The organism is Bradyrhizobium sp. LeoA1Lang (assembly GCF_055413685.1).
Genome location: NZ_JBVAPG010000149.1, coordinates 1 through 19,406 on the forward strand (window position 1 = coordinate 1; position 19,406 = coordinate 19,406).

Genomic DNA, 19,406 nt, shown 5'->3' on the forward strand with positions numbered 1-19,406 from the left:
AGATTGGCCGGCCGATCCTCTCCAACCCCATCAGGTGGCGGCCTTGCGCCGACCCCGTACAGAAGCGAGACCCCGGCGAGCGGATGACGCAAAAGGGATTGACTGATCCAGGCCCGTTACAGAAGGGGTGGGCAAAGCGAAGCGTGCCCACCATTACGAGCGGAATGTTGATGGTGGGCACGGCGCGAGCGCCTTTGCCCACCCTACAAGATGAAGAGCGTCAGTCGAACAGGCTCGACACCGACTCTTCCGCAGCGGTGCGGGCGATGGCCTCGGAGATCAGGCCGGCGATCGAGAGGGTGCGGATGTTGGCGGAATTCCTCACCGCCTCGGTCGGCAGGATCGAGTCGGTGATGACGAGCTCTTTCAGCTTGGACGAGGCAATGCGGGCCGCGGCGCCGCCGGACAAGACGCCATGGGTGATATAGGCGAACACTTCCTTGGCGCCGTTGGCGATCAGGGCGTCGGCCGCATTCACCAGCGTGCCGCCGGAATCCACGATGTCGTCGACGAGGATGCAGGTGTAGCCGGCGACATCGCCGATCACGTTCATCACTTCGGACTCGCCCGGCCGCTCACGGCGCTTGTCGATGATGGCCAGCGGCGTGTTGATGCGCTTGGCGAGGCCGCGCGCACGGACCACGCCGCCGACGTCGGGCGACACCACCATCACATTGCTCAGCGCGAAGCGCTCGCGGATATCGCGCACCATCACCGGCGAAGCGTAGAGATTGTCGGTCGGGATGTCGAAGAAGCCCTGGATCTGGCCGGCATGCAGGTCGAGCGTCATCACCCGGTCGGCGCCGGCATGGGTGATCAGGTTGGCGACCAGCTTCGCCGAGATCGGGGTACGCGAGCCTGACTTACGATCCTGCCGCGCATAGCCGAAATAGGGCACGACCGCCGTGATGCGGCGGGCGGAAGCCCGGCGCAGCGCGTCGGTGATGATCAGGAGTTCCATCAGGTGGTCGTTGGCCGGGAACGAGGTCGACTGCAGGATGAACACATCGGAGCCGCGGACGTTTTCCTGGATCTCGACGAAGATCTCCATATCGGCGAAGCGCCGGACCACCGCCTTGGTCAGGGACATCCCGAGCCCGTCGGCGATCTCTTGTGCCAGCACGGGATTGGAATTGCCAGCTACCAGCTTGATCGCGCCGTTCTTGGCCGACATGGACGCTTCTCCCCGAGGTTTGCTCGATACCATGTCCAACATCTCAAGTACCTACAGAACCGGCGGGTTTCGATGCGCGACGAGATATCAGGCGAGGGGGGCAGCGGCAACCCGTCACACCCGTTATCCCGGCCAAAAAATGACAGCTTTTTGACTATCCCGAACGTTTAGTTAGCGCTGTAGCCGAGCGCCACGACCCCGGATTCTTCCGGTGCGGGCGCGCTCGCGACCGCGGGTCCCTGCCGGCTGGGCGTGGAGGCCGGCGCAGGCGCATCGGTCGGGCCGCCATTGATCATGGTGCTGAGGCCGCTCAAGCCGGCTTGTGCGATCTTGCGCAGGACCAGGTCGTCGGCGGCAGCCCAGGCGTCACGGCCGGACTTGCCGGCTGGTTCTTCGCCGGAGAGTCGCAGGGCGCGCTGCTGGTTGGCATCATAGACGTCCCAGACCCAGGCGATGACGGTCTTGCCGCGCACGACTTGCGCCGAGAGATAGCCGCGCACGCGGTAGGCGGCCGCGCCTTCGCGCGAGACGATCGCCAGGTCGCGGAGTTTGGATTCGCTGTCCAGCACACCCACCATGCGGTCGAACACCTGCGGCGGCGGGCCGTCGATCGATTCGAACGCGATTGTCGATCCATTGCCGCCGCTCCCGGCCATCGCATAGGCATTGCTCGCCGCGCCGCCATTGGCGCAGCCGCCGAGCGCGCAAGCCGCAATCAGCAACGTTGCGGCCAACGCGGCGCGCGCAATTCGGGAAAGGGTGACGATGGTGTCGCTCATCATCACCCCGATATCGTTAAAATACGTTAAGGTCTAGGGCGGCGAGGCCCCGGCGCCGGTTCGATAGATTCCAGGCGCTGATCGAAATTTTCTTTGAACTTTAAGTACTTCCGCCGGAAGCGGTTATTTTTCCAGGGCGATGGCGTGAACGTGGCGGCCATAATCGCCCTCTTTCCGATGCACCGAGCGGCGGTAGCTATAGAAGCGTTCGTCGGAATAGGTGTCGATACCGATGTCGTCGATCATCAGGATACCGGCATTCTCCAGCCGCATCCGGATGTAACCGCCGAGGTCGAACATCGCGTGTCCTTCGCGTTCGCCGGGCAGGAAGAAGAGGGCGTTGTCCGCGTCAGCCTCCAGAAATCGCGCGACGAATTCGGGCCCCACTTCATAGGAGTGTTGGCGGATCAAAGGCCCGATCGCGGCGACGATGCCGCTGCGGTCGGCGCCGAGCCTTTCCATCGCCTCGACGGTCGATTCCAGCACGCCAGTCAGCGCGCCCTTCCAGCCGGCATGCGCCGCGCCGATCACGCGCGCATTGGGATCGACGAACAGGATCGGCCCGCAATCGGCCGCGGTAACGCCGATCGCAAGGTTCTCGGTGCGGGTGACGATGGCGTCGGCTTTCGGCCGCGCATCGCTCGCCCACGGCGTGGTGGCGACCACGACATCGGGGGAATGCACCTGATAGAGCGTCAGCAGGCGGTCGGGTCCGACCCCCAAGCGCTCCGCCATGCGCCGGCGGTTTTCCGCGACATTATCGGCAGCGTCATTGGAGCCGATGCCGCCATTGAGGCCGGCGTAAATGCCCTCGGATACGCCGCCTTCGCGCGAGAAAAAGGCATGGCGGAGGCCGGGAATGGCTGAGAGCAGCGGGGAGGCCAGGGTCATGAACGTTCCGCGTCGTTTGGATGATCGCTCAGGCCCGCGATCGAGGTGAGCTCCGGGTGGGAGATCGCCATTGCCTTGAACATCGAGCCCATGCCGCCGCGGCCGCTGTCGGTCAATCGTTTCAGTGCGCCGGCGATCTCGTCCGCGATTTCGGGCGTGGCCTTCGCCATCAATCCCGCGGCCCGCGCCTCGATGCCGAGCCGCTTTAGGAATTCACCCTGCGTCACCGGGCCGTGGACGCGTGCGCCGACGTCTTCGGCGGCGCGTGCCAGCGCCTGGAAATCCACATGGGCGGTGACATCGGCCTGGCCTGGGTCCTTCAGCGGATCGGAGAAGCTGTGGCGGGCGATGGCCTGGAAGGTATCGCCGGCGTCGCTGCGCATGTGGCCATAGTCGATGATCAGCGCCGCGCCGTCCTGGTCGCGCACGCGGCGGGCGAGCTTCATGATCTCGGTGTCGGGCCGCCATTCGAACACCGCACCTAAAGGAGCCGCGCGCACCAGCGGCGGCAGCAGCACGTCGAAGCGCGGCATCGGCTCGGGCGCGGTGCCGAAGGCGAGCTTGCCATTGCTGTCGAGCTGGATCACGCGCTCGTGCCAGCCGATCTCGCGCCTCACCACCTGGTGGATCGGCAGTACGTCGAAATATTCGTTGGCGAGGATCACCGCCGGGCCCTCGGGCACGTCGTCGATGCTCTCGTGCCAGGTGATGTCGCGGACATTGCCCAAGGTTGCGCGCTGCTTCTCGCGCAGCACCGGATTGATCTCGACCAGATGGACGCTGAGCGACTGATAGAGCGGCGGCAGCACCCGCAGCGCCCGCAGCGCGTCCGCCATCATGGTGCCGCGGCCGGGGCCAATCTCGACCAGCCGCAGCAATTCCGGCGAACCGATCGCGCGCCAGATCGACGCCGACCACAGGCCCAGCAGCTCGCCAAACATCTGGCTGACCTCGGGCGCGGTGGTGAAATCGCCCTCGCGGCCCAGCGGGTCGCGCGACACGTAATAGCCGTGCTCCGGATGCATCAGGCACAATTCCATGTAGCGCCAGACCGGCATCGGGCCGGATGATTTGATCAGCTTCCTGATCTCGGACAGCAGCGGCGAAACTTCGGTCACATCCAGCCTTAAATCGAACTCGGTAGCGGCTGTGGCGCCCTGCGGCGCCAAGCCATCACAACCATGATAATGCCGACAATGACCATCGGCACCGACAACAGCATTCCCATGGTTAACCCGCCCCACAGGAAGCCGAGCTGCGGATCGGGCTCGCGGAAGTGTTCGCCGATGATGCGGGCGATGCCGTAGATCAAGATGAAGCTGCCGAGCACGAGGCCGGGCCGCTTCAAGGCGCCCATCCGGATCATCACCGCCAGGATCGTGAACAGGAGGATGCCCTCGAGCCCGGCTTCATAGAGCTGGCTCGGATGCCGGGGCACCGGGCCCCCAGTGGGAAACACCATCGCCCAGGGCAGGCTCGGATCGGCGGGCCGGCCCCACAATTCGCTGTTGATGAAATTGGCGAGCCGGCCGAGGAACAAACCGATTGGCGCGACCGCAGTGGTCATGTCGCCGAGCGACAGGATCGGGACGCTGTTCCGGCGCGCAAACCACATCACTGCGACGACGCAGCCGAGGAAGCCGCCATGGAACGACATGCCGCCCTTCCACAGTTCGAAGATCTCGGCGGGGTGCTGAATGAAGAACGGCAGGTTGTAGAACAGCACGTAGCCGGTGCGGCCGCCGACGATGATGCCGAGCGTGACCCAGAGGATGAAGTCGTCCATCTGGGTGAGCGTGATCGGCGCGGGGCCGCCCCACAATTTCTCGTTCTTGATCATCTGCCGCGCGTAGATCCAGCCGATCACGATGCCGCAGATGTAAGCGAGCGCGTACCAGCGGATCGCGATCGGTCCGATCGAGATGGCGATCGGGTCGAACACGGGGAAATCGATCAAGAGGAAGGGCATCGCGCCTCAGGCTATGCAGACAGATTGCGGCGATAGAGCGCCAGCAGGCGCTCCCAGTGCCGCTCGGCGGCGTCGCGGTGATAGACCGGGCGCTTCGGGAAGGCAAAACCGTGATGGGTGGCGGGATAGATCTCGACCTCGTTGCTCGATCCCTTCATGCCGGCCTGCACTTTTTCGATGGTCTCCATCGGCGCGTAGATGTCGGTCTCGGCGCAGGCGAAATAGAGCTCGGCCTTGGTCTTCTCGGCCGCCAGATGCGGACTGTCGGGCTGATCGGTCGCCAGATGCGTGCCGTAGACCGAGGCGGCGGCTTTCACGCGATCGGGGAAATGCGTCGCCGCGTTGATCGCATAGCGCCCGCTCATGCAATAGCCGACGGTGCCGACGATGCGCGTATTCGCGGCGGCCTCGCCCTCTGCATAGGCGAGCAGGGCCTTGGTGTCTTCCATCACCACGGGAATGTTGATCGACTGCATCAATTCGAACATGCGCTTGCGTTCGGGCGATTCCGGGTCGGGATTGATCGGCCCGAGCTCCATGACGCCGGCGCGGTAATAGAGGTTCGGCAGCATCACATAGTAGCCGGACGTACCGAGCCGGCGCGCCATGTCGCGCAGCTCTTCGCGGATCGCCGGCGCATCCATGTAGAAGATGATCACCGGAAACGGGCCGCCGCGCTCGGGATGGGTGATGAAAGTGGTGATCTTGCCGTCTTTGGTCGGAATATCGATCTGCTGGTCGATCATGGGCATTTCTCGGTTAGCGATTCTCTATTCCTAAGCGTTGAGTACGATTGCAAGGAAACCGGAGCATGACAAGGCAAGCGGCATCATGGGTCATTTGCGGCCTTGAACCACGCGCCTTTGATTGCCATTGTCTTGATCGCCTTAGGGAGTGCGGAGAGCCAGATGACCCAGACCACGAACTTTTTTGACGAGATCGGCCGCCTCATGAACGATGCCGCCGGCGCCGCCCAGGGCGTCAAGCGCGAAGTCGACTCGGTCATGCGCAACCAGGCCGAACGCGTCCTGCGCGACCTCGATGTCGTCCGGCGCGAGGAGTTCGAGGCGGTGAAGGACATGGCCCGCCTGGCGCGCGAGGAGAACGAGGCGCTGAAGGCGCGGATCGCAGCGCTGGAGGCCAAGCTCGGAGGGACCTGATCTCACGTAGCCCGGGTGGAGCGCAGCGCAACCCGGGACCGTTGTCCCCGCGGTGAGTTTTCCCGGATTGCGCTGCGCTCCACCCGGGCTACGGGCCGCCCTTCGAGGCCGCCCATTTTCCTTGTCATTTCGGCCCTTTGGGGCTAAAAGCCCGCCACGTCCGCAGCCCCCGCACCCCTGGAGGCTTGCTGCGGTGCGCGAAACGGGGCCGCGATGCGGCCTTTAACTTTTTGCAAAACAAGGACTTAGACTGATGGCGACCGTCAAGGAATTGAAGGCGACCGCACGTCCGAAGAGCGGCAAGGGGGCCGCCCGGGCTGAGCGTCGCGCCGGGAAAGTTCCCGGAGTGATCTATGGTGACAACAAGCCCCCGCTGACCATCTCGGTCGACGACCGCGAGCTGCGCCAGCGCATCCTCGCAGGCCGGTTCCTGACGACGCTGTTCGACATCGATCTCGACGGCAAGAAGCACCGCGTGATTCCGCGCGACTATCACCTCGACCCGGTGAAGGACTTCCCGCTTCATGTCGACTTCATGCGGCTCGGCGAAGGCGCGACCATCCGCGTCAGCGTGCCGCTGCATGTCATCAACGCGGAAACGGCGCCCGGCGTGAAGCGCGGCGGAACCGTCAACATCGTCACCCACACGATCGACCTCGAATGCTCGGTCGAGAACATTCCGCAGTACATCGACGCCGATGTCGGCGCACTGGAAATCAGCTACTCGCTGCATCTGTCCGACATCAAGCTGCCGAAGGGCGTGAAGGCGCTGTCGCGCGAGGACGCCACGCTGGTGACCATCGTGCCGCCGTCCGGCTACGCCGAGGAGCAGAAGGCGGCGGCAGGTGCGGCCCCGGCGGCAGGCGCTGCCGCTCCGGCGACAGGTGCGGCTGCTCCGGCAGCGGGTGCTGCGGCTCCAGCGGCGGGTGCCAAGGCACCGGCCGGTGGCGACAAGAAGAAGTGATAGCGCGCCAGCGCGGGATGCCGCGTCATGCGACTCTTTGTTGGCCTCGGTAATCCCGGCGCGAAATACGCTGATAACCGGCACAACATCGGATTCATGGCCGTCGATGAGATTGCGCGGCGTCATGGTTTCGCACCATGGCGCCGCCGCTTTCAGGGCGAGACATCCGAAGGCCTGCTCGGCCGTGAGAAGGTGGTGCTGCTGAAGCCGACCACCTACATGAACGAGTCCGGGCGCGCGGTGCAGGAAGCGCAGAATTTCTTCAAGCTTCCGGCCGGCGACATCACCGTGTTCCAGGACGAGCTCGAGCTTCCGGCGGCGAAGGTGCGCGTCAAGGTCGGCGGCGGCATTGCCGGGCATAACGGCTTGCGCTCGATCTCCGCGCATATCGGCAACGACTATCGTCGCGTCCGGCTCGGGATCGGTCATCCCGGGATCAAGGAACTCGTGCACAGTCACGTGCTGTCGGATTTCGCCAAGAGCGACCGGCCATGGGTCGAGGCGCTCTGCGAAGCGGTCGCCGACAATGCCGGCCTGCTGGCGGCGGGACAGGATTCGTCGTTCCAGAACAAGGTGCATCTGACGCTGCAGGCGAAGGGCTTTTTCGACAGCAAGGAAGAGGGCGGAAAGTAACGCTCGTCATCGAGGGCGACCTCAGTCAATTCAGCCGCTGCACATTCGCGCGGGAGATCGGAAAGTACGATGGGATTCAAATGCGGGATCGTCGGGTTGCCCAATGTCGGCAAGTCGACGCTGTTCAATGCGCTGACGGAGACGGCGGCGGCACAAGCGGCCAACTATCCGTTCTGCACCATCGAGCCGAATGTCGGCGAGGTCGCCGTCCCCGACCCGCGGCTCGACAAGCTCGCGGCTGTGGCAAAGTCGGCGCAGATCATTCCGACCCGGCTGACCTTCGTCGATATCGCCGGCCTGGTCCGCGGCGCCTCCAAGGGCGAAGGGCTCGGCAACCAGTTCCTCGCCAACATCCGTGAGGTCGATGCGATCGCGCATGTGGTGCGCTGCTTCGAGGATTCCGACATCACGCATGTCGAGGGCAAGATCGCGCCGCTGGCTGACATCGAGACCATCGAAACCGAATTGATGCTCGCCGATCTCGACAGCCTCGAGAAGCGCGTCGACAATCTCACCAAGAAGGCCAAGGGCAACGACAAGGACGCCAAGGAACAGCTCGATCTCGTCAACCGCGCGCTGGTGCTGTTGCGTGAGGGGCGGCCCGCGCGTGCGCTCGAACGCAAGCCGGAAGAGGAGCGCGCCTTCCGCATGCTCGGGCTTCTGAGTTCCAAGCCGGTGCTCTATGTCTGCAATGTCGAGGAGAGCTCGGCGAAGGATGGCAACAGCTTCTCGAAGCAGGTGTTCGAGCACGCGAAGAAGGAGGGCGCGGTTGCCGTCGTGATCTCCGCCAAGATCGAATCCGAGATCGCGACGCTGTCACGCGAGGAGCGCGCCGAGTTCCTGGACACGCTCGGGCTTGAGGAAGCCGGCCTGGATCGCCTGATCCGCGCCGGCTACGAGCTGCTCCATCTCATCACCTATTTCACGGTGGGTCCAAAGGAGGCGCGCGCCTGGACCATCGACCGCGGCACCAAGGCACCACAGGCGGCCGGCGTGATCCATACCGATTTCGAGAAGGGCTTCATCCGCGCCGAGACCATCGCCTATGACGACTACGTCGCGCTCGGCGGCGAAGCCGGCGCCCGCGATGCCGGCAAGCTGCGTCTGGAAGGCAAGGACTACGTCGTCGCCGACGGCGACGTGATGCATTTCAGGTTTAATACGTAATCACCACCTTTCGCTGTCGTTGCGAGGAGCGCAGCGCCGAAGCAATCCACCTCTCCGCAAGCGGAGATATGGATTGCTTCGCGCAGCCTGTCATCGGGCGGCGCTTTGCGCCGACCCGGTGGCTCGCAATGACGGTGGAAATTCCTACCGCATTCCGCCCTGGTCGCGGATCGCGCCGAGATGCTCGTTGATGCGGAACACGATCAGGATGAATTCGGCGGCGATGCGCGAGAGCACGATGCCGACCACGATGCTGGTGAGCGAGGCGAGCAGCAGGATGAAGCCGCCGAATGGGCTGATCGCCATTGCGGCCAGGCTCCAGAGGATTCCGTAAATGCCGAACAGCACGATCACGCCGATGACCAGCCAGTAGAACGTCTTGATGATCGTGGGGGTGATGAAGCGGTCCCACTGAAACAGGTCTTGAAAATCGAACATCGGTGGATTCTCCCGGCCAATCGATCTTGAGTCGCGCCGAAGCAGGGCTAGCTCCGAACCTGTGTCCGGGCAAGTCGGGGAGCGGTACGCAAGGACGGTGCTCCCCCGCTATGGTGATCCCCCTTAAAAGCAAGCCATGCGGGCGGGCGGGTTGAGATTGCCGCAAATAACGGCCACAATCAGGCCCCTGTCTCCTGAAATCCCCAGCATGACCACACTCACGTTCGAAGACTTCAAGATAGGCCATTTCGGCACCTTCGGCCCGCGCCACGTCACGCGCGAGGAGATCCTGGCCTTTGCCGCCGAGTTCGATCCGCAGCCGATGCATCTCGACGAAGAGGCGGCGAAACGATCGATGCTCAAGGGCCTGTCCGGCTCGGGCTGGCATCTCGGCTCGCTCACGATGCGGATGCTGGCCGACGGCTTTATCTGCCGCACGGCGTCGTTCGGCTCGCCCGGCGTCAATGAGATGCGCTGGCTGTCGCCGCTGCGCCCCGGCGACGATTTGACGCTGGATGTCGATGTGGTCGAGGCGCGGGTTTCGCGCAGCCGGCCTTCGACCGGCATCGTGACCTTCAAGTGCACGGTCCGCAACGCGGCCGGCGTGGTGTTGTGCGAGATGGAGTCGCCGATCATCATCGGCCGGCGAGCCGAAGCGGTGGCGGGGTAGCATCGATGCGCTTCTTTGAGGATATCGATATCGGCGCGCGGCGCGAGCTCGGCTCGTTCACCTTCACCGCCGAGGACATCAAGCGCTTCGCGGCGCAGTTCGATCCGCAGCGCTTTCATCTCGACGAGGAGGAAGGACGCAAGTCGCGGTTCGGCGGACTGGCAGCGTCGGGCTGGCACATCGCCTCCGTCTGCATGAAGCTCCTGGTTGCCGACGGCAAGCGTCTGGCGCAGGAGACGGCCGCGCGCGGGGAAGAGGTCGCGGTGTGGGGACCTTCACCCGGCTTTCGCGAGCTGCGCTGGCTCAAACCGGTGCTGGCCGGCGACACCATCAGCTACGCCAATGTGGTCGAGACCAAGCGCACCTCCGAGAAGCGTCCCGAATGGGGCATCCTGCAGGGCCGCAACACCGGCACCAACCAGCACGGCGAGCTCGTGTTCTCGTTCCTCGCCACCGCCTTCGTTCCGCGCCGGAAGGCGGGCTGAAACGCGGCTTGGGTGGTTACGGGAACCGTCGGGCTCTTTAACCGTATTCGACGAATTCCGGATACGATCTATTTGCTAACCCATTTTGAACTTTCTGCCGGCCATATCAGACCCAGGGTAAGCACCGTGGGGACGACTATGGCAGATCGTGTCGGACTGAAAGTTCTGGGCGCAATTTTCGCGACCGTCACGGTTGCGGTGATGCTGACCACCGGCATGGTGGTGAAGGGCTATGCCGACGGCGCCTTCACGCTCGAGAGCAGCGCGACCGTCCGGCGCTGATCTTCAGCTTCTGCTAACCATAGCAGCCTAGCCATCGGGCCGTTGCGAAGGCGTCAGCGGCTCCAGATCAACACCATCACCACGGTCGCCGCGATCAGCAATCCGACGAAGCGGAGCATGATGGTGCCGACACTGTGCGGCGATTGCCGCAGCGGGATGGGATCGGTGTTGTCGGGCCGAACGCTTTGCATCAGTGCTGTTTTCCCCAAGAAACGGCGTGCCAAAGCGGCATCCGTAACGGCGTGATCCGCATCGAAACGATCACGCGCAAGTCAAGAAATCTTCACGCTCCGAGTTTGAGCATGATCTTTTCCCCATCATGCTCGGTCGCGTGCTGCGCTTTTATCTTTCAAATCATTTTAGTCAAATAGAAACCGCCGCATCCTCCGCACGGGCGATGCGGCGGTCGTGAACGTCTTGTAGCAATCGCCGAGACTAGCTGTTGCGCAGCCCGTCGGCGGCGCGTTTCCACTGCGTGACGTTGTCGGCGATCATGCGAGTCGACTTCATCGCGGCCTGGCTGAGCTGGGCGTAGCCCGAGATCTCGCGCTGGACGCGCTGGCCTTCGGCATGCAGGAGGTCGCGCAGGCTTTCGAGCTCGGAGATCAACTTCTCGATCTCCGCGAGCGACGTGCCGGCGACGCGCTGGATCAGCGAGTTGACATTGTTCACGGTGGCCTCGGTGTTCGGCTCGAGTGGTTCCGTGCTTGCCTGCGGCGACCGGCGCAGATAGGCGATATCGTTGCGCACGAAGTCGCGGATGCCAGCCTCGACGTCCGAGACGGCGGCGAGGTTGTTGTCGATTTCCGTCTCTGCTTCTTGTTCAACTTGCTCGGAACGATTGGTAGCGTTCATCGGCTATTCCTCTGTTACGCAATGACGCGAGCGGAAGTCCCCCACCGCACGATGTGAACGGTAACTATGGGCGCCCGATTTTGGCCGCATCTAGGCCAAGTTGCGGCAATGGTTCGATCATTCGTTAAGGGATTACGACCGCGGCCGGCCTCACCAGCTTCGCTTGAACCCGGCCGTCAGGCTCTTGTTGGCCGGCCCTTGCGCGCTTTCCCCGATCGAGCCGGAGATGGTGACGCCGCCGAACAGCTTCTGCTCGGCGCCGATCCGGTGCAGCCATTTGTCGTCGCCGGTCGTCAGCGTCTGGCCGGCGATGAAGCTGGTTCCGCTGTTATTGATGCTCAGCCTGGCCGATTGATCGGCCTCGTAGCTCCGCGAGGGATGACTGACGATGCCGGGCACCGGCACCATGCCCTGCTGGATCAGGTTGTAGCCGTTCTGCAGCGTCAGCGAATACTGGTCGGCGAGCGGCACCGACTTGCTGATCGAGGTCCCGAACCGGGTTTGGTCGCTCCCGGGGTCGACGCGGGCCTCGACCGAGGTCTTGTCCCAGATCGACGCAACGCCCGGCGCGGTGATCGCGGCCCAGGCGGTGCCGGAGGATTGCGGCAGGCTGCCGCCATTGGCGAGCCGTTCCGACAGCAACTCGGAATTGGTCAGCGTGCCCTGGCGCGCCACCGTCATGTCGGCGCCGATCCGCGTGTCCCAGAACGGCGAGATCGACTGCTTGACCGAGACCGCGGACGTGCCGTTCGCGTTGTTGTTCGACGACCATGCGGCATCATTGCCATCCGCCTTCTTCGGCGCTGCGGCCTTCTTCGGCGTCAGCACGGTGTCGGAAGGCGAGGCATCGGCGCTGAGCAGGCTCCAGTCGAGCTTGTCCACGTCGACGTCCTTCATCGCGTCGGCGTCATTTGCCTCGGGCTCGGCCTCCTCGGCGGCCGGCGTCGCATCGTGGATACCGCTCCAAGGGGAAATTTGAGCGGAGATTTGCGGAGAGGTCTGCGCCGCCGCCGGCAGCACCATCGCGATGCCGATGCCCGCAGCCAGTACCGGCAACCACGCCCAGCCAGATCGTCGTTTGAAAGTCATTCCCGCAGCCCGCATTCCAGGCAGAATAATACGTACACCGTAGCGCAAATTTGTGACGACGACGTTGTGGTCGGCGCGACAGCATGTAGCACGGATCGGATCGTCATGGCCGGGCACAAGAGCGTGAAAAAGCGTTCAGCTAGTGTCCCGGCCATCCACGCCTCCCCGGGGCTGGCGAAGGAAGGCATTTGGATACCCGGGAAGCGCCCGGGTACGACGAAACTGGAATGGATAACGCACAAGACGCGTTTTCTTCACGCGAACCGGTGTCCACCCTCGGATCAAGTCCGAGGGCATGCTTCGCTCGAAAACGCTCTATTGCGCCACTGCGATCCGCGGCAGGTGGATCGGATAGCCGACGGTCTGCTCGACCAGGTCGAAGCTGTCGACCAGGACGCGCAAGCGGGTCAGCAGGCCGCTGCGGAATTGCGCGAAATGCGCGATCCGCACCGCGATCGGCTTGCCCGACTCCTGCGCGGTCAGCGAATAGCGCATCATCGATGCCGCGGAATCGACTCCGAGCATGATGGACTCGCGCTCGAAGCGGCGGACGCGGAAGTTCTCGGCCATCTGCCTGATCACCTCGAGCGCGGCGGGCCTGCCGCGACGTGCACCGAAGAAGGAAAACAGGTCGATCGGTCCATAGATCGCCCATTCGACGTCCTCATCGAGCAGGGCGGCAATATCGGCGAATTGGCGTTCGTTGATCGCGCGGTGAAACGCGCGCGAAAAACGCCAGAGACTATGCTCTGTCATTCATCGTCTTCCCGAATCTGGATTGCAAATCAGCAACGGCAGATGGGCGTCCGCACCGACGCCGCGCCAGATTGCTGCACTTCAAATTTCACGTTCTCAAATAGAGCGGCCGTGCCAGAACGCAATTGTTATTTTTGCATTGCACAAATGCAGACTTTTTTGCGGGATTTTGCCTGAATCCGCCGATCGCGGCCCTTCAGCGGTCGCGACGGGCTACATGCTCGTGCTCGATTGCGACCTCGGCGTCGCGGATCGCGAGCACGGCGAACAGCAGCGCGCCGCCAATGCCGCCGATCACAGCGCCCAGCGGCATGAAGGTCAAGAACACCAGCGCGCCGCTATCGCCTTCAAAATTCGAGGTTTTGAAGATTCCGATCCAGCCAAGCCCGGCACTGATGCCAAGCGCGGCGCCGCCCAGCGCCCCGAATGCCAGACCTAAGATCGCCAGCAACGCGATTTTCATGATGTCCTGTCAGCCCCGTCGTCCGCAGCATCCCGGGTAGTTGGTCACGCGAACGCCGGCGAGGTTCAACCTCGCGGGGAATTAACGGGAAGGTGTTGTTCCGTGCTTGGTGGACAGGCTACGGGACGGAGACCGTCATTGCGAGCGAAGCGAAGCAATCCATCTCGCCGCTCGCGGAGACGTGGATTGCTTCGTCGCTTGCGCTCCTCGCAATGACGGCGGAGAGGCTCTGATTCGAATGTCAAACAGCGCTCCGCTGTCATCGTCCAGCTTGACCGGACGATCCAGTATTCCACAGGCGGTAGTGCTTACGCTCAGACGCCACGGGTTACTGGATGCTCCGCCTTCGCGGGGCATGACGATGGAGTTTGGTGAGACGATGTGGGTCCGCATTCTCGCGACATGAAATGCCCGAGCTTTGCGTCTCGTTTCACCCTCCTTGAAATCAGAGGGCGCAGGGAAAGCCGGGTGCCGGTTGCACCCATGGGCCCCGTGCAACAAAAAGCACGGGGGTAGGACCACAGGTTCAACCGAAGCATTCCGGCTTTCCCTGCGCGATGGTGTTACGGCTTATTTCGTGCTCTCCCCGGTGACCGGGCTTTCTTGCCACCGTCGCCTCTCGCGCTTTCGCGCGAAAAACTTAGCGCCAGCGTCGGGGCGCCAGAACCACACGACTTCGCCGTCCGCGTTACATGCGCTCGTCAGTCGCACGCATCGCGTCCACCGCATCTCACCGCAACGTTCGTGACGATCGCGAGCCGCCCCTCATTCGGGTGAGACGCGCGGAGTTAAATCACTGATTTGCCCGACGGCGAAAGCGGAATGTTTTTCGTGTGAGGGCTGGACAGACTTTTGCTGATTTGCCCGTCGGGTTGTTATGTCGCACCCAAAGCATCCACATCGTCATTGCGAGCGGAGCGAAGCAATCCATAACGCCACAGCTGGAGGCATGGATTGCTTCGCTTCGCTCGCAATGACGACGGGTATTGTCACCGTTTCTTCCACCCGCCCCGTCGCCCCGGCGTGCCGCCGCTCGATCGCGGGGCGGGGCCGAACTCGGGGCCGGATTGCCGCGAGTCGGTCGGCTGGATGATCCTGCTTTCGCCGCCGAACGGTTTTGCTGGCTTCGCACCAGGGTTCGGGCGGTAGGGCAGGGACTCCGGGCCGTGCATCTCGTCGAGATGGGGCTTGTGGACTTTTGTTCCGGAGCTGCCGCTGGCCTTGATCGCCGACGTCACGCTCTTCTTCTTCATCGCGCTTACCGGCAGGTTGGCTGCGTCGCCGTATTTCCTCGTGCCGGCATAGGCGCCGGCCTTGCCCTGCACGGTGCGCTGCTTGACGGTGGGATCGTCGACGACGGCCAGTTCGGTGGCGCGCAGGCGTTTGACCTCGTCGCGCAGGCGCGCGGCTTCCTCGAAGTTCAGGTCGGCGGCGGCTTCGCGCATCCTTGTTTCGAGATCGGCGAGCACGGCCTCGAAATTGTGGCCAATGGAGATGACGTCGTCGGTCATGTCGTGGCCGCCGACCTCGACCAGCACATGGTCGCGCTCGTAGACGGAGTTGAGGATGTCGCCGATCGACTTCTTCACGCTCTCCGGCGTGATGCCGTTGGCGGCGTTGTATTCCATCTGCTTTTCGCGGCGGCGGTTGGTCTCGGCGATCGCGCGCTCCATCGAGCCGGTCATGCTGTCGGCATAGAGGATCACCTTGCCGTCGACGTTGCGCGCGGCGCGGCCGATGGTCTGGATCAGCGACGTCTCGCTGCGCAGGAAGCCTTCCTTATCCGCATCGAGGATCGCGACCAGCGCGCATTCGGGAATGTCGAGACCCTCGCGGAGCAGGTTGATGCCGACGAGCGCGTCGAACGCGCCGAGGCGAAGATCGCGGATGATCTCGATGCGCTCGATGGTATCGATGTCCGAATGCATGTAGCGGACACGGATGCCTTGCTCGTGCAGATACTCGGTAAGGTCCTCCGCCATCCGTTTTGTCAAAACGGTGATCAGTGAGCGATAGCCTGCCGCCGCCGTTGCGCGGACCTCGCCGACGAGGTCGTCGACCTGGGTGCGGGCGGGGCGAATGTCTACGGGAGGATCAATAAGTCCGGTCGGGCGGATCACCTGCTCGACGAACACGCCGCCGCTCTCGTTGAGCTCCCAGCCGCTGGGCGTGGCCGAGACCGCGACCGTCTGCGGCCGCATCATGTCCCATTCCTCGAACCGCAGCGGACGGTTGTCCATGCAGGAGGGCAGGCGGAAGCCGTATTCGGCGAGCGTCGCCTTGCGGCGGAAGTCGCCGCGGAACATACCGCCGATCTGCGGGATGGAGACGTGGCTCTCGTCGGCGAACACCAGCGCGTTGTCCGGCACATATTCGAACAGCGTCGGCGGCGGCTCGCCGGGGCGGCGCCCGGTGAGATAGCGCGAATAGTTCTCGATGCCGGCGCAGCTCCCGGTCGCCTCCATCATCTCGAGATCGAAGGTGGTGCGCTGCTCCAGCCGTTGCGCCTCCAGCAGCCGGCCCTGGTCGTTGAGCTGGTCGAGGCGCATCTTTAGTTCTGATTTGATCGACTTGATCGCCTGCACCAGCGTCGGCCGCGGCGTCACATAGTGTGAGTTGGCGTAGATCTTGATGAATTCGAGCTCGTCCTGCTTGTGGCCGGTGAGCGGGTCGAACTCCTCGATGTTCTCGACGGTGTCGCCGAACAGGTTCACGCGCCAGGCGCGGTCCTCATAGTGCGCTGGGAAGATGTCGATGACGTCGCCACGCACGCGGAAGGTGCCGCGGGTAAAGTCGGCCGAGGTGCGCTTGTACTGCAGCGCGACGAGGTCGGCGATCAATTGCCGCTGGTCGATGCGCTCGCCCTTCTTCAGCGCAAACGTCATCGCGGTATAGGTCTCGACCGAGCCGATACCGTAGATGCAGGAGACCGAGGCGACGATGATGACGTCGTCGCGCTCGAGCAGCGCGCGCGTCGCGGCGTGGCGCATGCGGTCGATCTGCTCGTTGATCGAAGAATCCTTCTCGATATAGGTGTCGGTCCGCGGCACATAGGCCTCGGGCTGGTAGTAGTCGTAATAGGAGACGAAATATTCGACGGCGTTGTCCGGAAAGAAATTCTTGAACTCGCCATAGAGCTGCGCGGCCAGCGTCTTGTTCGGCGCCAGGATCAGGGCGGGGCGCTGGGTGGCATCGATCACCTGGGCCATGGTGTAGGTCTTGCCCGAGCCGGTGACGCCGAGCAGCACCTGGGTGCGGTCGTTACGGTTGATGCCCTCGACCAGTTCGGCGATCGCGGTCGGCTGGTCGCCCCTCGGCTGATAGTCGGACTTGAGCTCGAAGCGGACGCCGCCCTCGGACTTTTCCGGGCGCGGCGGGCGGTGCGGGGTCCACACCCGCATCGAGCCGTCGTCTTTCCGGAACTCGGGACGGCCCTCGCGGATCAGGTTCTCGAGCGCCTCGGCGGTTGCCTTGACCCCGAGCGCCTCCATCTTGTTGCGCGGCGGGCGGGCCAGCGCCTCGTCATCGTCCTCCGCGGTCGGTAGGCCGAGCTGCCGCGCCAGTTCCGGATCGAGCGTCGGCACGGTCGCCGCGGTGCCGTAATTGGCCTGCGGCGCTTCGTCGAAGCCATGCCGTGCGGAGACACCCTCTCCCTGACCCTCACCGCGCGAGCTTTGCTCGTCGCGCCCCGCAAGCGGGGGAGGGGAAACTACGACCGAGCGATCACTCGGAAATTCCTTCGGCGTCGAGGCGCGCGCGCGGTGCGCCGCGGCTTCGCCGCCGGCGCGGCGGTCGCGGGAATTGTCCGGCGGCGGCTGCAGGCCCGTGGACGAGCCGATGCCGCTTTCGCCGCGGTTGATGGCGGGGTTCAAGAGTTCGGCGAGCGCCGGCGCGATCGGGAGAACGTCGGGCCGGTGTGCTTTGGATCTGGGGGATTTGCCGGGCTTTTTGGGAGTGTCAGGTTTCTTCGCCATGGCGCGAATATGGGACTGAAACCGCCGCCATGAAAGGGCAAACGTGGCTGTGGGCCCGCTCTGTCAGCAGATGTCAGTAGCTGCGGAACTGCTCCGCGGCGAAGTTGCCGAGGTGCCGCTTCTCCCTCTCCCGCAAGCGGGAGAGGTGAGACGAGCCGCGACATCGTCACCTGTCAGCAGGCGGGCGAGGTGTTCTCGACGATGTTGAGATGAATCCCGCCGCAGCCGGTGCAGCGCATCGCCCAGTATTCGGCCCGGCCGGGAATGATGCGGAGCAGGGCGAGCTCGGCCTTGCATTCCGGGCAATTGTTCAGGAACGGCCGCGCGGGCGGAAGTGACGGCGCCGGCTCGGCTTCGCAGCGCGGCGCGACCACGGCGGTGCCGACTATCGCGAAGTCGGCGACGGCCCGGTTGAGGTCACCCCATAGCGCCGGCCGTAGCGGTCGATCTGCGCTTTCGCGTGGGCGATCGCCGCATCCGGATCGGACCACGCAAAGCCGAGCTCGAGTGTCGGAAACAAGATGCCATCGATGACGACCGGCTCGCGATCGGCTCGTTGAATCCTGGCGTGCCATAGCCCCTTCCCTGCCTCAAATGAGTTGATCTCAAAGGCGCCGTAAATCATGCCTGCGAATCCCAGGTTTTTTCCCGCTGGGACCAAAGCACGCCCCTGGCGGTGAACTTTGTGAACTGGATCACACTGCGCAAGAATCTTTCGTCACAGGCGCGCTGACCGGCGCGGAAGGTGAGGTAGCGAGCTCACTTCCTCAAGGTATGGCGCGCATGTGATTGCGTATCGCCTGCGCCACGGCAGCCATCAGCTTCGTTCGGTTTGGAACTGCTTCTGGACCGGAAACGATGAGCGTATCAACCGCCGCATTGGTTATGAATTCGGCTTCGATATAGGCGCTCCGGCACATCTTGTTCGCCGGCACCTGGTCGTTACCGAGGGCATGGTCATTCATCACCCCCAGCGATCCGGGACCAGATTGGGTATCGGGCTTGATCCCGCGGTCCTTTGCGCGCGCGTCGAGGGATCTGAAAGCGCCGAACAATGCAGTGTGCACGTCCGTGGCGAAGGCGACATCGTCTTCCAGGTTCAAATTGGTGTTCTCTGCGGCACGAAAAAACGTCTCGGTGCCTCGGACGGACGGGTTCCCCAGTCCGTTGAAGTGAAGGCAGAGGAAAAGCTTGGCGCGGTTGGTAAACGCCATCCTGGCGCGATCGCGGCCGGAAACGTTGACATCGGTGGTCCTCGTGAGCACGACCTTGATGGTCTCGCCCGCGCTTGCTGCTTGGCGAAGCAACTCCTCGCGAAGAGTCAGGCAGAAATCCAGAGTCAGTTTCTTTTCTTTCACGCCGCTCTTGCTGATGGCGTTATTGGCGGAACTGCCAGGTAAATTGATGGTGCCACCGTGCCCCGGATCAATGACGATCGCTCCAAGGTCCGTTGCCGACTCCGCCAAGCTTCGTTCGATAGCCAGAGGGATTTCTCCGCCGACCGAGTTCAGGAGGTCTTGCGCTTCCGGAACTAGCATTACAGTTGTCTTTTTGTTTTGAAGTGCGCGCGCTGGGCGGCGGCCTGGTGAGCTCTACGCCAAAGTGACCATGCGATGATGTGTGCGGGTTGGATTCGCTTTCGAGCGAGTCTGATGGC

At 63.6% G+C, this 19,406-nt stretch carries 23 protein-coding genes; 7 read left to right on the forward strand and 16 right to left on the reverse strand.

Features of this window, described 5'->3' with window-relative positions; translation table 11 throughout:
* Window positions 1-220: 220 nt before the first annotated feature.
* The 6 genes from ACZYOF_RS33995 to ACZYOF_RS34020 form a co-directional block, all read right to left on the reverse strand.
* Window positions 221-1,174 (reverse strand): ribose-phosphate pyrophosphokinase, encoded by a 954-nt coding sequence (locus ACZYOF_RS33995; protein WP_165421479.1) that lies wholly within the window; start codon window positions 1,172-1,174, stop codon window positions 221-223.
* Between the two features lie 167 nt (window positions 1,175-1,341).
* Complete coding sequence (locus ACZYOF_RS34000) at window positions 1,342-1,953, reverse strand: hypothetical protein (RefSeq protein ID WP_130583261.1); 612 nt, start codon at window positions 1,951-1,953, stop codon at window positions 1,342-1,344.
* A 123-nt stretch (window positions 1,954-2,076) separates the two neighbouring features.
* Window positions 2,077-2,844: a peptidoglycan editing factor PgeF gene (gene pgeF / locus ACZYOF_RS34005; RefSeq protein ID WP_130583260.1), complete on the reverse strand. Its 768-nt coding sequence runs from the start codon at window positions 2,842-2,844 to the stop codon at window positions 2,077-2,079.
* Complete coding sequence (locus tag ACZYOF_RS34010) at window positions 2,841-3,962, reverse strand: class I SAM-dependent methyltransferase (protein ID WP_130583259.1); 1,122 nt, start codon at window positions 3,960-3,962, stop codon at window positions 2,841-2,843. The genes pgeF and ACZYOF_RS34010 overlap by 4 nt, the downstream gene beginning before the upstream one ends.
* An 8-nt stretch (window positions 3,963-3,970) precedes the next feature.
* Window positions 3,971-4,813 (reverse strand): prolipoprotein diacylglyceryl transferase, encoded by an 843-nt coding sequence (gene lgt / locus ACZYOF_RS34015; RefSeq protein WP_130583258.1) that lies wholly within the window; start codon window positions 4,811-4,813, stop codon window positions 3,971-3,973.
* Between the two features lie 11 nt (window positions 4,814-4,824).
* Complete coding sequence (locus tag ACZYOF_RS34020) at window positions 4,825-5,559, reverse strand: dienelactone hydrolase family protein (protein ID WP_130583257.1); 735 nt, start codon at window positions 5,557-5,559, stop codon at window positions 4,825-4,827.
* A 162-nt stretch (window positions 5,560-5,721) separates the two neighbouring features.
* On the opposite strand from ACZYOF_RS34020, the gene ACZYOF_RS34025 reads away from it, so the two are divergent.
* From ACZYOF_RS34025 to ychF, 4 genes are all read left to right on the forward strand, one after another.
* Complete coding sequence (locus ACZYOF_RS34025) at window positions 5,722-5,973, forward strand: accessory factor UbiK family protein (protein ID WP_463718507.1); 252 nt, start codon at window positions 5,722-5,724, stop codon at window positions 5,971-5,973.
* A gap of 253 nt (window positions 5,974-6,226) precedes the next feature.
* Window positions 6,227-6,937 carry a 50S ribosomal protein L25/general stress protein Ctc gene (locus ACZYOF_RS34030; RefSeq protein ID WP_463718508.1) on the forward strand — a complete coding sequence of 237 codons (711 nt, stop codon included), beginning with the start codon at window positions 6,227-6,229 and terminating at the stop codon, window positions 6,935-6,937.
* A gap of 27 nt (window positions 6,938-6,964) precedes the next feature.
* The gene (pth, locus tag ACZYOF_RS34035; RefSeq protein WP_130583357.1) at window positions 6,965-7,570 is read left to right on the forward strand and encodes an aminoacyl-tRNA hydrolase; all 606 of its coding nucleotides are present in this window, start codon (window positions 6,965-6,967) and stop codon (window positions 7,568-7,570) included.
* Window positions 7,571-7,639: 69 nt separating this feature from the next.
* Window positions 7,640-8,737, forward strand: coding sequence for a redox-regulated ATPase YchF (gene ychF / locus ACZYOF_RS34040; protein WP_463718509.1), 1,098 nt, complete (start codon window positions 7,640-7,642; stop codon window positions 8,735-8,737).
* 144 nt (window positions 8,738-8,881) lie between these two features.
* Here the strand turns inward: ychF and ACZYOF_RS34045 are convergent, their stop codons facing one another.
* Window positions 8,882-9,175, reverse strand: a complete 294-nt coding sequence (locus ACZYOF_RS34045) for a DUF4282 domain-containing protein (RefSeq protein WP_027581135.1) — start codon at window positions 9,173-9,175, stop codon at window positions 8,882-8,884.
* A gap of 208 nt (window positions 9,176-9,383) precedes the next feature.
* Here ACZYOF_RS34045 and ACZYOF_RS34050 point away from each other — a divergent pair, with 208 nt between their 5' ends.
* The 3 genes from ACZYOF_RS34050 (at window position 9,384) to ACZYOF_RS34060 (ending at window position 10,612) form a co-directional block, all read left to right on the forward strand.
* Window positions 9,384-9,845 (forward strand): MaoC family dehydratase, encoded by a 462-nt coding sequence (locus ACZYOF_RS34050; protein WP_394569271.1) that lies wholly within the window; start codon window positions 9,384-9,386, stop codon window positions 9,843-9,845.
* A 5-nt stretch (window positions 9,846-9,850) separates the two neighbouring features.
* On the forward strand, window positions 9,851-10,330 hold the full coding sequence (locus ACZYOF_RS34055) for a MaoC family dehydratase (RefSeq protein ID WP_463718510.1): 480 nt from the start codon (window positions 9,851-9,853) through the stop codon (window positions 10,328-10,330).
* 138 nt (window positions 10,331-10,468) lie between these two features.
* Complete coding sequence (locus tag ACZYOF_RS34060) at window positions 10,469-10,612, forward strand: hypothetical protein (protein ID WP_027581132.1); 144 nt, start codon at window positions 10,469-10,471, stop codon at window positions 10,610-10,612.
* A gap of 53 nt (window positions 10,613-10,665) precedes the next feature.
* On the opposite strand, the gene ACZYOF_RS34065 is transcribed toward ACZYOF_RS34060, so the two are convergent.
* From ACZYOF_RS34065 to ACZYOF_RS34105, 9 genes are all read right to left on the reverse strand, one after another.
* Window positions 10,666-10,803 carry a hypothetical protein gene (locus ACZYOF_RS34065; RefSeq protein ID WP_165435628.1) on the reverse strand — a complete coding sequence of 46 codons (138 nt, stop codon included), beginning with the start codon at window positions 10,801-10,803 and terminating at the stop codon, window positions 10,666-10,668.
* A gap of 244 nt (window positions 10,804-11,047) precedes the next feature.
* Window positions 11,048-11,467, reverse strand: a complete 420-nt coding sequence (locus tag ACZYOF_RS34070) for a hypothetical protein (RefSeq protein ID WP_130583352.1) — start codon at window positions 11,465-11,467, stop codon at window positions 11,048-11,050.
* Between the two features lie 150 nt (window positions 11,468-11,617).
* Entirely contained in the window at window positions 11,618-12,556 is a 939-nt protein-coding gene (locus ACZYOF_RS34075; protein ID WP_463718511.1) for a hypothetical protein, read from the reverse strand.
* A gap of 315 nt (window positions 12,557-12,871) precedes the next feature.
* On the reverse strand, window positions 12,872-13,312 hold the full coding sequence (locus tag ACZYOF_RS34080; RefSeq protein ID WP_463718512.1) for a nuclear transport factor 2 family protein: 441 nt from the start codon (window positions 13,310-13,312) through the stop codon (window positions 12,872-12,874).
* A gap of 196 nt (window positions 13,313-13,508) precedes the next feature.
* The gene (locus tag ACZYOF_RS34085) at window positions 13,509-13,775 is read right to left on the reverse strand and encodes a hypothetical protein (protein WP_463718513.1); all 267 of its coding nucleotides are present in this window, start codon (window positions 13,773-13,775) and stop codon (window positions 13,509-13,511) included.
* A gap of 989 nt (window positions 13,776-14,764) precedes the next feature.
* The gene (uvrB, locus tag ACZYOF_RS34090; protein ID WP_463718514.1) at window positions 14,765-17,749 is read right to left on the reverse strand and encodes an excinuclease ABC subunit UvrB; all 2,985 of its coding nucleotides are present in this window, start codon (window positions 17,747-17,749) and stop codon (window positions 14,765-14,767) included.
* A 173-nt stretch (window positions 17,750-17,922) separates the two neighbouring features.
* A complete protein-coding gene (locus ACZYOF_RS34095) occupies window positions 17,923-18,123 on the reverse strand; it encodes a hypothetical protein (protein WP_463718515.1) in 201 nt (66 codons plus the stop codon).
* A gap of 11 nt (window positions 18,124-18,134) precedes the next feature.
* The gene (locus ACZYOF_RS34100) at window positions 18,135-18,374 is read right to left on the reverse strand and encodes a hypothetical protein (protein WP_130584336.1); all 240 of its coding nucleotides are present in this window, start codon (window positions 18,372-18,374) and stop codon (window positions 18,135-18,137) included.
* Between the two features lie 142 nt (window positions 18,375-18,516).
* Window positions 18,517-19,287, reverse strand: a complete 771-nt coding sequence (locus tag ACZYOF_RS34105; protein WP_463718516.1) for an N-acetylmuramoyl-L-alanine amidase family protein — start codon at window positions 19,285-19,287, stop codon at window positions 18,517-18,519.
* Between the last annotated feature and the right edge of the window lie 119 nt (window positions 19,288-19,406).

What these genes read in the sequence shown, in the direction of transcription:
- ACZYOF_RS34075 (WP_463718511.1), bottom strand. Translation starts at nt 12,556, where the DNA reads ATGACTTTCAAACGACGATCTGGCTGGGCGTGGTTGCCGGTACTGGCT.
- ychF (WP_463718509.1), top strand. Translation starts at nt 7,640, where the DNA reads ATGGGATTCAAATGCGGGATCGTCGGGTTGCCCAATGTCGGCAAGTCG.
- ACZYOF_RS34050 (WP_394569271.1), top strand. Translation starts at nt 9,384, where the DNA reads ATGACCACACTCACGTTCGAAGACTTCAAGATAGGCCATTTCGGCACC.
- uvrB (WP_463718514.1), bottom strand. Translation starts at nt 17,749, where the DNA reads ATGGCGAAGAAACCTGACACTCCCAAAAAGCCCGGCAAATCCCCCAGA.
- ACZYOF_RS34020 (WP_130583257.1), bottom strand. Translation starts at nt 5,559, where the DNA reads ATGATCGACCAGCAGATCGATATTCCGACCAAAGACGGCAAGATCACC.
- pth (WP_130583357.1), top strand. Translation starts at nt 6,965, where the DNA reads ATGCGACTCTTTGTTGGCCTCGGTAATCCCGGCGCGAAATACGCTGAT.
- ACZYOF_RS34085 (WP_463718513.1), bottom strand. Translation starts at nt 13,775, where the DNA reads ATGAAAATCGCGTTGCTGGCGATCTTAGGTCTGGCATTCGGGGCGCTG.
- ACZYOF_RS34030 (WP_463718508.1), top strand. Translation starts at nt 6,227, where the DNA reads ATGGCGACCGTCAAGGAATTGAAGGCGACCGCACGTCCGAAGAGCGGC.
- ACZYOF_RS34025 (WP_463718507.1), top strand. Translation starts at nt 5,722, where the DNA reads ATGACCCAGACCACGAACTTTTTTGACGAGATCGGCCGCCTCATGAAC.
- ACZYOF_RS34100 (WP_130584336.1), bottom strand. Translation starts at nt 18,374, where the DNA reads ATGATTTACGGCGCCTTTGAGATCAACTCATTTGAGGCAGGGAAGGGG.
- ACZYOF_RS34045 (WP_027581135.1), bottom strand. Translation starts at nt 9,175, where the DNA reads ATGTTCGATTTTCAAGACCTGTTTCAGTGGGACCGCTTCATCACCCCC.
- ACZYOF_RS34080 (WP_463718512.1), bottom strand. Translation starts at nt 13,312, where the DNA reads ATGACAGAGCATAGTCTCTGGCGTTTTTCGCGCGCGTTTCACCGCGCG.
- ACZYOF_RS33995 (WP_165421479.1), bottom strand. Translation starts at nt 1,174, where the DNA reads ATGTCGGCCAAGAACGGCGCGATCAAGCTGGTAGCTGGCAATTCCAAT.
- ACZYOF_RS34065 (WP_165435628.1), bottom strand. Translation starts at nt 10,803, where the DNA reads ATGCAAAGCGTTCGGCCCGACAACACCGATCCCATCCCGCTGCGGCAA.
- ACZYOF_RS34070 (WP_130583352.1), bottom strand. Translation starts at nt 11,467, where the DNA reads ATGAACGCTACCAATCGTTCCGAGCAAGTTGAACAAGAAGCAGAGACG.
- ACZYOF_RS34060 (WP_027581132.1), top strand. Translation starts at nt 10,469, where the DNA reads ATGGCAGATCGTGTCGGACTGAAAGTTCTGGGCGCAATTTTCGCGACC.
- lgt (WP_130583258.1), bottom strand. Translation starts at nt 4,813, where the DNA reads ATGCCCTTCCTCTTGATCGATTTCCCCGTGTTCGACCCGATCGCCATC.
- ACZYOF_RS34105 (WP_463718516.1), bottom strand. Translation starts at nt 19,287, where the DNA reads ATGCTAGTTCCGGAAGCGCAAGACCTCCTGAACTCGGTCGGCGGAGAA.
- ACZYOF_RS34000 (WP_130583261.1), bottom strand. Translation starts at nt 1,953, where the DNA reads ATGAGCGACACCATCGTCACCCTTTCCCGAATTGCGCGCGCCGCGTTG.
- ACZYOF_RS34055 (WP_463718510.1), top strand. Translation starts at nt 9,851, where the DNA reads ATGCGCTTCTTTGAGGATATCGATATCGGCGCGCGGCGCGAGCTCGGC.
- pgeF (WP_130583260.1), bottom strand. Translation starts at nt 2,844, where the DNA reads ATGACCCTGGCCTCCCCGCTGCTCTCAGCCATTCCCGGCCTCCGCCAT.